The organism is Streptococcus sp. HMSC076C08, from assembly GCF_001810825.1.
Taxonomy (GTDB): Bacteria; Bacillota; Bacilli; order Lactobacillales; family Streptococcaceae; genus Streptococcus.
The window spans coordinates 394-8136 of sequence record NZ_KV802708.1; the positions used below are offsets into that span (position 1 = coordinate 394).

8 protein-coding genes are annotated in these 7743 nt (G+C 41.4%); all 8 read left to right on the forward strand.

What is annotated here, in order from left to right:
- The coding region (locus HMPREF2766_RS00315; protein ID WP_186821419.1) for an SHIRT domain-containing protein at positions 1 to 463 on the forward strand (463 nt) is incomplete at its 5' end.
- A gap of 157 nt (positions 464 to 620) precedes the next feature.
- Complete coding sequence (locus HMPREF2766_RS00320; RefSeq protein WP_044020263.1) at positions 621 to 941, forward strand: PadR family transcriptional regulator; 321 nt, start codon at positions 621 to 623, stop codon at positions 939 to 941.
- On the forward strand, positions 941 to 1516 hold the full coding sequence (locus tag HMPREF2766_RS09770) for a DUF2812 domain-containing protein (protein WP_044021696.1): 576 nt from the start codon (positions 941 to 943) through the stop codon (positions 1514 to 1516). Before HMPREF2766_RS00320 ends, HMPREF2766_RS09770 begins: the two co-directional genes overlap by 1 nt.
- A gap of 34 nt (positions 1517 to 1550) precedes the next feature.
- Complete coding sequence (locus tag HMPREF2766_RS00330) at positions 1551 to 2063, forward strand: DUF2812 domain-containing protein (RefSeq protein ID WP_044020265.1); 513 nt, start codon at positions 1551 to 1553, stop codon at positions 2061 to 2063.
- A 161-nt stretch (positions 2064 to 2224) separates the two neighbouring features.
- Complete coding sequence (gene hrcA / locus HMPREF2766_RS00335) at positions 2225 to 3259, forward strand: heat-inducible transcriptional repressor HrcA (RefSeq protein ID WP_070567066.1); 1035 nt, start codon at positions 2225 to 2227, stop codon at positions 3257 to 3259.
- 26 nt (positions 3260 to 3285) lie between these two features.
- Positions 3286 to 3801: a nucleotide exchange factor GrpE gene (gene grpE, locus HMPREF2766_RS00340; protein ID WP_070567069.1), complete on the forward strand. Its 516-nt coding sequence runs from the start codon at positions 3286 to 3288 to the stop codon at positions 3799 to 3801.
- 258 nt (positions 3802 to 4059) lie between these two features.
- Positions 4060 to 5883, forward strand: coding sequence for a molecular chaperone DnaK (dnaK, locus tag HMPREF2766_RS00345; RefSeq protein ID WP_042902036.1), 1824 nt, complete (start codon positions 4060 to 4062; stop codon positions 5881 to 5883).
- 597 nt (positions 5884 to 6480) lie between these two features.
- A complete protein-coding gene (gene dnaJ / locus HMPREF2766_RS00350) occupies positions 6481 to 7617 on the forward strand; it encodes a molecular chaperone DnaJ (protein WP_001066315.1) in 1137 nt (378 codons plus the stop codon).
- Positions 7618 to 7743: the final 126 nt, after the last annotated feature.

Here is a 7743-nt window from a genome sequence, read left to right on the forward strand (position 1 = left end):
AGATGTTAAGTTTGTAGGTACATGGGAATTTACAGCAACTCCAGTTCCAACAGTGACTCATAAAGCGGTTCATGAGTTTGTCAGCGGAACTCCAGGTAAAGAGCTTCCACAAGAAGTGAAATCCTTGCTTCCAGCAGATCAAACAGACTTGAAAGATGGTAGCCAAGCGACTCCGACGCAACCAAGTCAAACAGAAGTTAAGACAGCAGAAGGTACCTGGAGCTTCAAGTCCTATGATAAGACATCCGAAACCATCAATGGAGTAGACGCACACTTCGTAGGCACCTGGGAATTCACTCCGGCCCCAATTAAAGATTCTGGAAATACTAGTCAACCAGAAGAAAGAAGTAGTCAAAATCAGAACTTGTTACCAAACACAGGCTCAGCAGTATCTGGTCTTCTTTCAATCATTGGCCTTGCCTTTGCAAGCCTAGCAGTTTTTGTCCTTCGCAAGAAAGACTAAGCAACTCTTAGGAAATAACAAAATGACTTCTTAATTCCTGAGTCTAAGAAGAGAGAACGAGAAATCGTTCTCTCTTTTTCTTGCATTTTATATCGAGATGTGATATAGTTTATATAACGAGGTGCGATATATCGAACTAAATAGGAGGTGGGGTTAAATGGAATTGACGGATAAGATTCGTCGGGTTTATCTTCCGATGACGGAAACAGGATTTTATATCTTGTTCTGTCTACAAAAGGAACGTCATGGTTATAGTATTACACAAAAGGTCAAGGAGATGACAGATTCACAAGTTTTGATTAGTCCTGGAACTATGTATGGAACCTTGTCAAAAATGGAAAAGGATGGCTTGATCTCCTTTGTCCGAGAGGAGGAAAAACGGAAAATCTATCAGATAACAGATTTGGGACGAAAGGTTTTGGAGATTGAATTGAAACGTATTGAACGGCTCTATAGAAACAGTCAGGAGGAAGTATGATGGAAAAGAAGGTTGTATATCGGATATCTACAATTGCGGATTATGATAGAGAGGCCTTATACCTTGGGGAAATGCATGCTAAGGGCTGGAAACTTAAGGAAGTAAGCTACTCTAACTTAGTAGTTGCGGTTAAGTATACTTTTGAAAAGTGCCAACCGGAGCAGGTGTCTTATCAGTTGGACTTTTATCCCATGAAAAAATCAGAGAGAGCCTCCTATTTACAACTATTTAAAGACTGTGGCTGGGAGCATATTACAGACTTTAATAGTTTTTCCTATTTTAGAAAACCACATTCTGAAATTGAATCGGATACTGAGTTTGAAATCTATAATGACGCTACAGGGAAGTTAGCTATGATCAAACGGATTTTAATAATGCGGATGCTTCCTATTTTGATTCTATTTTTAGCTCTACTACCGGTTTTCTCTAAGTTTGTCAGTGGAGCTAGTTCTTTCAGTTGGGGAATGTTTTTGATTGTCATAATAGATTGTGTTTTATTGATAGTTTTTGCGGTTCAGATTTCTTATATTTTTTGGAGCTTGTTTCAAAAGTGGAAAGAATTATCTGAAAAATAAAACCATGTATGTTTTCTGATTTGGAGGTAAGACAATGAATAGCAAAGTACAATTTCGGATTTTTAGCATTGTTGATTTGGACAAGGAAGAAGAATATTTACATGAGATGCACTTGAAAGGTTGGAGATATAGAACGAGTCGTTTTGGTTTTTTCTATTTTTGCCAATGCCAACCTGACGATGTCATCTACCGTATCTATGATTCTAGATTTCTTAAAAAGTATAAGCATGAACTACAAGATTTTAGAAATAGCGGTTGGGAATTGATAGAAACAGGTTTTTGTTCAATTCTTCGTAAACCAACTTCTGATATACTTTCAGAGGAGAAAGTCTATATGAGTAAGGGTCTCAGATGGGAAGTTATGCGGTCTAGACTTCGTTCCTGTATAGCCACTTTTTCAGGTGGTCTTGTTGTTTGCATGAGTTTGTATCGAGAAAACTTGTCTCAGTCTTTCTTTATTATTTTCGTTTTATACGCTTGCTTGATTTCTTATCTAATCTACGGTTTTTTCAGACTTAAAAGGAAATACCAAGTAGATGAGAAGTAAGATTCTAGGTCTGTAGACTGATTTTTAGCACTCTTGATAAAAGAGTGCTAATTTTTTTAAGTTTTTGTCTTGACATTCTCTTCTAAGGGTGTATAATAGAATCATGAGTTAGCACTTGAGTGCATAGAGTGCTAATCAATCGGACAGAGAGGAGTGATGAGATGGTTACAGAGCGTCAGCAGGATATTTTAAATCTGATCATTGACATCTTTACCAAAACGCACGAACCTGTCGGATCCAAGGCGCTACAAGAGTCTATCAATTCTAGTAGTGCTACCATTCGTAATGACATGGCAGCTCTAGAGAAGCAGGGTTTGCTTGAGAAGGCTCATACCTCAAGCGGTCGGATGCCAAGTGTCGCGGGATTTCAGTACTATGTGAAACACTCGCTTGCTTTTGACAGACTGGCTGAAAATGAGGTATACGAGATTGTCAAAGCCTTTGATCAGGAATTCTTCAAATTGGAGGATATCCTGCAAGAGGCTGCTAATCTACTGACAGACCTGAGCGGCTGTACGGTAGTAGCACTGGATGTTGAGCCGAGCAGGCAACGGTTGACAGCCTTTGATATCGTTGTTTTGGGGCAACATACAGCCTTGGCAGTATTTACCCTAGACGAGTCCCGAACGGTTACCAGTCAATTTCTGATTCCAAGGAACTTCTTGCAGGAAGATTTAAATCGCCTCAAGACCTTGATTCAAGAACGTTTCCTCGGTCACACGGTTCTAGATATTCACTACAAGATTCGGACGGAGATTCCGCAGATTATCCAGCGTTACTTCACAACAACGGACAATGTCATGGATCTCTTTGAACACATTTTTAAAGAAATGTTCAACGAAAACATTGTGGTATCGGGCAAGGTCAATCTCTTGAATTTTGCCAATCTAGCAGCCTATCAGTTCTTTGACCAACCGCAAAAAGTGGCTCTGGAGATTCGTGAAGGTCTGCATGAAGATCAAATGCAAAATGTCCGTGTTGCAGACAGTCAGGAATCCTGTCTAGCAGATTTGGCGGTGATTAGCAGTAAGTTCCTCATTCCTTATCGAGGTTTTGGAATTCTAGCGATTATCGGTCCAGTCAATCTAGATTATCAGCAATTGGTCAACCAAGTCAATGTGGTCAATCGTGTTTTGACGATGAAGTTGACAGATTTTTATCGCTACCTCAGCAGTAATCATTACGAAGTAAATTAATTTTGAAATCATTAAAGGAGGCGAAAATGGCCCAAGATAAAAAGAACGAAGAAATGAAAGAAGAGGAAGTTGTGGAAGCAACTGAAGAAACAACTCCTGAGAAGTCTGAGTTGGACTTGGCAAATGAACGTGCGGATGAGTTCGAAAACAAATACCTTCGCGCTCATGCAGAAATGCAAAATATTCAACGCCGTGCCAATGAAGAACGTCAAAACTTGCAACGTTATCGTAGCCAAGATCTGGCAAAAGCAATTTTACCGTCGCTTGACAACTTAGAACGTGCACTTGTAGTTGAAGGATTGACAGACGATGTCAAAAAAGGATTGGAGATGGTGCAAGAGAGCTTGATTCACGCTTTGAAAGAAGAAGGAATTGAAGAAATCGCAGCTGACGGCGAATTTGACCATAACTATCACATGGCCATCCAAACTCTCCCAGCAGACGATGAACACCCAGCAGACACCATCGCCCAAGTCTTCCAAAAAGGTTACAAACTCCATGACCGTATCTTAAGACCAGCCATGGTAGTAGTCTATAATTAGGATACAAAGCCCGTAAAAACTTGTCCGAAACGACAATAAACTATGAAGAAGGATAAAAAGCAAGCCGGAGGCTTGCAAGGAAGATATTTCCCGCCGTGGTGAAAGTTTCAGTAGCTTTTGCTACTGAAACAGGGGATTTTTGAGACAATAGGCTCAAAAATAAGTGATGAAATCCCGTAGGGAGTTGCTCACGTCCCCACCACTTAAGGGGAATATCAAAAAATCAAAATTCGAATTAAACTTTAAGGAGAAAAACACATGTCTAAAATTATCGGTATTGACTTAGGTACAACAAACTCAGCAGTTGCAGTTCTTGAAGGAACTGAAAGCAAAATCATCGCAAACCCAGAAGGAAATCGCACAACTCCATCTGTAGTGTCATTCAAAAATGGTGAAATCATCGTTGGTGATGCCGCAAAACGTCAAGCAGTTACAAACCCAGATACAGTAATCTCTATCAAATCTAAGATGGGAACTTCTGAAAAAGTTTCTGCAAATGGAAAAGAATACACTCCACAAGAAATCTCAGCTATGATCCTTCAATACTTGAAAGGTTACGCTGAAGAATACCTTGGTGAAAAAGTAACCAAAGCGGTTATCACAGTCCCGGCTTACTTCAACGACGCTCAACGTCAAGCAACTAAAGACGCTGGTAAAATCGCTGGTCTTGAAGTAGAACGTATCGTTAACGAGCCAACTGCAGCAGCTCTTGCTTACGGTTTGGACAAGACTGACAAAGAAGAAAAAATCTTGGTATTCGACCTTGGTGGTGGTACATTTGACGTATCTATCCTTGAATTGGGTGACGGTGTCTTCGATGTATTGTCAACTGCAGGGGATAACAAACTCGGTGGTGACGACTTTGACCAAAAAATCATCGATCACTTGGTAGCAGAATTCAAGAAAGAAAATGGTATTGACTTGTCTACTGACAAGATGGCAATGCAACGTTTGAAAGATGCGGCTGAAAAAGCTAAGAAAGACCTTTCTGGTGTAACTTCAACACAAATCAGCTTGCCATTCATCACTGCTGGTGAAGCTGGACCTCTTCACTTGGAAATGACTTTGACTCGTGCGAAATTTGACGATTTGACTCGTGACCTTGTAGAACGTACAAAAGTTCCAGTTCGTCAAGCCCTTTCAGATGCAGGATTGAGCTTGTCAGAAATCGACGAAGTTATCCTTGTTGGTGGTTCAACTCGTATCCCAGCCGTTGTAGAAGCTGTGAAAGCTGAAACTGGTAAAGAACCAAACAAATCAGTAAACCCTGACGAAGTTGTTGCCATGGGTGCTGCTATCCAAGGTGGTGTGATCACTGGTGATGTGAAAGACGTTGTCCTTCTTGACGTAACACCATTGTCACTCGGTATCGAAACAATGGGTGGCGTCTTTACAAAACTTATCGATCGCAACACTACTATTCCAACATCTAAATCACAAGTCTTCTCAACTGCAGCAGACAACCAACCAGCCGTTGATATCCACGTTCTTCAAGGTGAACGCCCAATGGCAGCAGATAACAAGACTCTTGGACGTTTCCAATTGACAGATATCCCAGCTGCACCTCGTGGAATTCCTCAAATCGAAGTAACATTTGACATTGACAAGAACGGTATCGTCTCTGTTAAGGCTAAAGATCTTGGAACTCAAAAAGAACAAACAATTGTTATCCAATCAAACTCAGGTTTGACAGACGAAGAAATCGACCGCATGATGAAAGATGCTGAAGCTAACGCTGAAGCAGATAAGAAACGTAAAGAAGAAGTAGACCTTCGTAACGAAGTAGACCAAGCTATCTTTGCGACTGAAAAGACAATCAAAGAAACTGAAGGCAAAGGCTTCGATGCAGAACGTGATGCTGCCCAAGCTGCCCTTGATGAGCTTAAGAAAGCCCAAGAAGACAACAACTTGGACGAAATGAAAGCAAAACTTGAAGCATTGAATGAAAAAGCACAAGGACTTGCTGTTAAACTCTACGAACAAGCTGCTGCAGCCCAACAAGCTCAAGCAGGAGCAGAAGGCGCACAAGCAACAGGAAACGCAGGCGATGACGTCGTAGACGGAGAGTTTACGGAGAAGTAAGATGCAAAGCTCGTTAAAACCTCACAGTGAAAATAGGAAATCTGACGCAGAAACTTTAGTTTCTAGAAAGATTTGAACCTAAAGGTAGCCATATCTGTAGTTCGCTAAAGCGAAAACAGCTACGTCTCTTTTTCACCAAGAGGTTAGGGCGTGCAGATGTTGAGGCGTTTAAAAAACGAAAGAAAAATAGGAAGCCATCGCCTTATGCGATGCACAAAAGATGGCTTATCTTTTTTCCGAAGTTTTTAGCCGAAACTCAGTTAAGCCTAACTCGTTAAGAATGACGAATTACTAAGGTTCATTGTCTAAATGTAATAATGATAGGAAGAAATCCAGAGGTTGTAACCCAGCCTCTGTTTTTCGGTAAAAAGGGACTGAACCTGATTTGTTGGGGTTTTGTCTCATTAATATAAAAGAAAGGAATTGAACCCGACCTAGATTGAGGTTTCGTTCCGTAAGATTAATAGAAAGGAATAAGGGTGTTCGTAATTGAACTCGAGCGGAAAGCTTGGAAATTAGATAAACCTCCTAAGAAATCAGGATTTCTTGTCGGTTTCCTAAATTTCAGTCGCTTTCTGTTCGCTCTTAGTATCTTGTATGAACAATACTGAATTTTATGATCGTCTGGGGGTGTCAAAAAACGCTTCGGCAGACGAGATCAAAAAGGCTTATCGTAAGCTTTCTAAAAAATATCACCCAGATATCAACAAGGAGCCTGGTGCTGAGGAAAAATACAAGGAAGTTCAAGAAGCCTATGAGACTTTGAGTGATGACCAAAAACGTGCAGCCTACGACCAATATGGTGCTGCGGGTGCCAACGGTGGCTTTGGTGGTGCTGGTGGTTTCGGCGGCTTTGACGGAGCAGGTGGCTTCGGTGGTTTTGAAGATATCTTCTCAAGTTTTTTCGGAGGAGGCGGAGCTTCGCGCAATCCAAACGCCCCTCGTCAAGGGGATGACCTCCAGTATCGTGTGAACTTAACCTTTGAAGAAGCTATCTTCGGAACAGAAAAAGAAGTTAAATACAATCGTGAAGCCAGCTGTCGTACATGTAATGGATCTGGTGCTAAGCCAGGGACAAGTCCAGTCACTTGTGGACGCTGTCATGGCGCTGGTGTCATTAATGTCGATACGCAGACTCCTCTTGGTATGATGCGTCGCCAAGTAACTTGTGATGTCTGTCATGGTCGCGGAAAAGAGATCAAAGATCCATGTACTACCTGTCATGGAACAGGTCATGAAAAACAAGCTCATAGCGTCCATGTAAAAATCCCTGCCGGTGTTGAAACTGGTCAACAAATTCGCCTAGCTGGTCAAGGTGAAGCAGGCTTTAACGGTGGACCTTATGGTGACTTGTATGTAGTGGTTTCAGTAGAAGCCAGCGATAAGTTTGAACGTGAAGGAACAACTATTTTCTACAAGTTAAATCTTAATATCGTCCAAGCTACTCTTGGAGATACTGTGGAAATTCCAACCGTGCATGGAGATGTTGAATTGGTTATCCCAGAAGGAACTCAGACTGGTAAGAAATTCCGCCTACGTGGCAAGGGAGCACCGAGCCTTCGTGGTGGTGCTGTTGGTGACCAATACGTTACAGTCAATGTCGTGACTCCGACAGGCTTGAACGATCGCCAAAAAGCAGCGCTTAAAGAATTCGCAGCTGCAGGTGACTTGAAAGTCAATCCAAAGAAAAAAGGCTTCTTTGACCATATAAAAGATGCCTTTGAAGGAGAATAAAGTAAAAAGAGCCGGCGAGCTCTTTTTAAAGCGTAAACAAGCTATATCCCATCAACTATACACCACAATTGAGACAACTCATTCACCATTTCATAACTAATACTCTTCGAAAATCTCTTCAAACCA

Coding starts and splice junctions, on each gene's coding strand:
- HMPREF2766_RS00320 (WP_044020263.1), top strand. CDS start 621: ATGGAATTGACGGATAAGATTCGTCGGGTTTATCTTCCGATGACGGAA.
- HMPREF2766_RS09770 (WP_044021696.1), top strand. CDS start 941: ATGGAAAAGAAGGTTGTATATCGGATATCTACAATTGCGGATTATGAT.
- HMPREF2766_RS00330 (WP_044020265.1), top strand. CDS start 1,551: ATGAATAGCAAAGTACAATTTCGGATTTTTAGCATTGTTGATTTGGAC.
- hrcA (WP_070567066.1), top strand. CDS start 2,225: ATGGTTACAGAGCGTCAGCAGGATATTTTAAATCTGATCATTGACATC.
- grpE (WP_070567069.1), top strand. CDS start 3,286: ATGGCCCAAGATAAAAAGAACGAAGAAATGAAAGAAGAGGAAGTTGTG.
- dnaK (WP_042902036.1), top strand. CDS start 4,060: ATGTCTAAAATTATCGGTATTGACTTAGGTACAACAAACTCAGCAGTT.
- dnaJ (WP_001066315.1), top strand. CDS start 6,481: ATGAACAATACTGAATTTTATGATCGTCTGGGGGTGTCAAAAAACGCT.